This is a genomic window from Rothia sp. HMSC071F11 (assembly GCF_001809115.1).
In the GTDB taxonomy this organism is placed as follows: domain Bacteria; phylum Actinomycetota; class Actinomycetes; order Actinomycetales; family Micrococcaceae; genus Rothia; species Rothia dentocariosa.
The window spans coordinates 21536-23559 of the sequence record NZ_KV795760.1 but is presented as its reverse complement, the minus strand read 5'-3'; the positions used below and the strand labels follow the sequence as shown (position 1 = coordinate 23559).

The following is a 2024-nucleotide window of genomic DNA, read 5'->3' as shown; positions in this document are numbered from 1 at the left end:
TGGTGGCTGATACTGGAGGTCCGCTTTCTCACGCAGCTATCGTTGCGCGCGAAGTCGGGATTCCTGCTGTGCTCGGCACTCAATCCGGTACGCAGGATATTGTGTCGGGTCAGACGATTCGGGTCGATGGGAACACAGGACTGGTTACACCGGTCGAAAGTGAGTGAGGGCAGATGAATCGTCGTCACTGGTGTCTGGCAGCCGTACTCATTGGGTCTGCTTCGGCTACACTGATGCAGAATTTTATCACGGTCAGTTTGCCGACGATTGCCTCCGAGCTTGCTGGTCACAGCACCGTGGGGTGGGTTGTGGGTGCCTATATGTTAGCGTCCACCGCAGTGCTTCTGAACAGTGGTCGCTGGGCCGACCGCCAAGGACCGCGAAAGGTTTATGTTGTGGGTACCCTGCTGTATGCAGCGGCTACAGTGTTGACTTCGCAGTCTCAGTCGATGGTGCAGCTCATTATGTTCAGGGTTATTCAGGGTCTTGGCGCTGGCATTATCGTGCCTGCGAGTATGGCGGCTGTGACCCGGTACTGGCGGGATAAACGTCTTGGCAGGATTATTGGTCTTCTGGGTTCAATGCAGGTTGTCGCGACACTGATCGGGGCACCCCTTGGAGGCTGGCTGACCTCAGTTCTCGGCTGGCGTGTGGCGTTCGCAAGCCCTGCTCTTCTCTCTATCGTGGCTCTTGCCTTCTCGTTGAGCCTCCCTGGAAGCCGGTTGCCGAGTGAACCCGATGAAGCGCGAAGCCTCCGGTCTGTGCTGGCTGAGCCGGTACTCGTGCGAGGACTGATTAGCACGGCGGGTTTGTCGAGCCTTGCCTTCGGTGCCGCCGCCTATCTGCCCATGTCAATGGCCCATACGCTGAAGATGGATGCCGCAACTTTAGGGTGGCTGGTACTGCCTCTGGTGGCGGGAAGCGGCATCGGCTCCGCAATCGGCGGACTGCGCGCGCATCATGAACGCACAGAGGTAATCGGGTGGCTGACCGCGACTATCGGTGTTCTGACGTGCCTGGTGCCTCATATCTGGTCGCTGACTGTGGGAGGTGCACTCGTGGGTATCGGCGTCGGCATCGGTATGCCCGCGATCTTCGTGAGGCTCCAGGATGCGATCGGCGGCGGGAGCGAGGCTGTGACAAGCGGATTTGTTCAATTCGCTAGGAACGCGGGCGGTGCTTTGGGGGTTCCCCTCTACGGAGTCGGATTGATGCTGCCCGTGGTTCTTTCTACCTCTCTGTTGCTGACCTTCTCGTTCATGTCTGTCGTCGCGATTGGCGGACTTATCCTGTGCTGGGCGGGAATCATTGGTGTTTCTGCATATAACCCGGTGCATGAACCGTCTCGTGAAGACAAGGCAACAGAGTAAGGCGATTGATGGGCCGGGCGCAAAGTGGTGCGGTTAGCGCGGCGCGTCATAGGGCGACATAAAAGCGCGGTGTGTGCGCTGGGCGGGCGGAGAGATGGTACGGGAATGGCCTCCTGCCCTGTGGATACCGCACAAAACTGTCCCGCAGGGTGAAGTTATCCACAGCCTGCGGCTTGGCTGCCGTGCGCATGCGCGAAAACCTGTGAAATAGGGGTATGGCAGCTTTACCTCCTTCACCTCAGGCAGTATTTCGAACCGGAACGGCAGAACACGGCGTTTTCCGGGCGTTCTCTCGCGGCGCCGGTAGCGCTTATAGATCGAGTAGCGCCGAGACAGCAGGCACCGACGGGTTTGCCCCCGAGCAAACAGACTTCGTCGCCTGCGGAAACTATGCCCCGCCCGAAACCCTCTCGATTGTTGGCACCTGCATGCCGCCTCAAGAGCTGATGGCACCCGACTTTTCAGTCGAGACGAGAGAACGCCTGGGGCTCACCCCTATTCCGGTGTTTGAGGATCACCGCGCGCGGCGCATCGCCCGGCATGCCCTCACCTATCTGCTAGCGCGCCCACCCAGCCCGCACACCGAGACCGATCATGCTTCACCCGCTGCTTCGGCAGACGGCGAAAATCCCCGATTGTGGTCGAGTAAAGACC

General features: G+C 59.5%; 2 protein-coding genes and 1 pseudogene. All 3 read left to right on the top strand.

Annotation, left to right across the window (positions count from 1 at the left end):
- Positions 1-2 precede the first annotated feature (2 nt).
- Positions 3-167, top strand: coding sequence for a PEP-utilizing enzyme (locus tag HMPREF2554_RS11280; protein ID WP_246826036.1), 165 nt, complete (start codon positions 3-5; stop codon positions 165-167).
- 6 nt (positions 168-173) lie between these two features.
- Positions 174-1370, top strand: coding sequence for an MFS transporter (locus tag HMPREF2554_RS07700; protein WP_070554542.1), 1197 nt, complete (start codon positions 174-176; stop codon positions 1368-1370).
- A gap of 215 nt (positions 1371-1585) precedes the next feature.
- Positions 1586-2024 (top strand): annotated as a pseudogene (locus HMPREF2554_RS07695) (type II/IV secretion system protein); the annotation flags it as partial.

Excerpts from the sequence above, each read along its gene's own strand:
- HMPREF2554_RS07700 (WP_070554542.1), top strand. The coding sequence starts at position 174 with ATGAATCGTCGTCACTGGTGTCTGGCAGCCGTACTCATTGGGTCTGCT.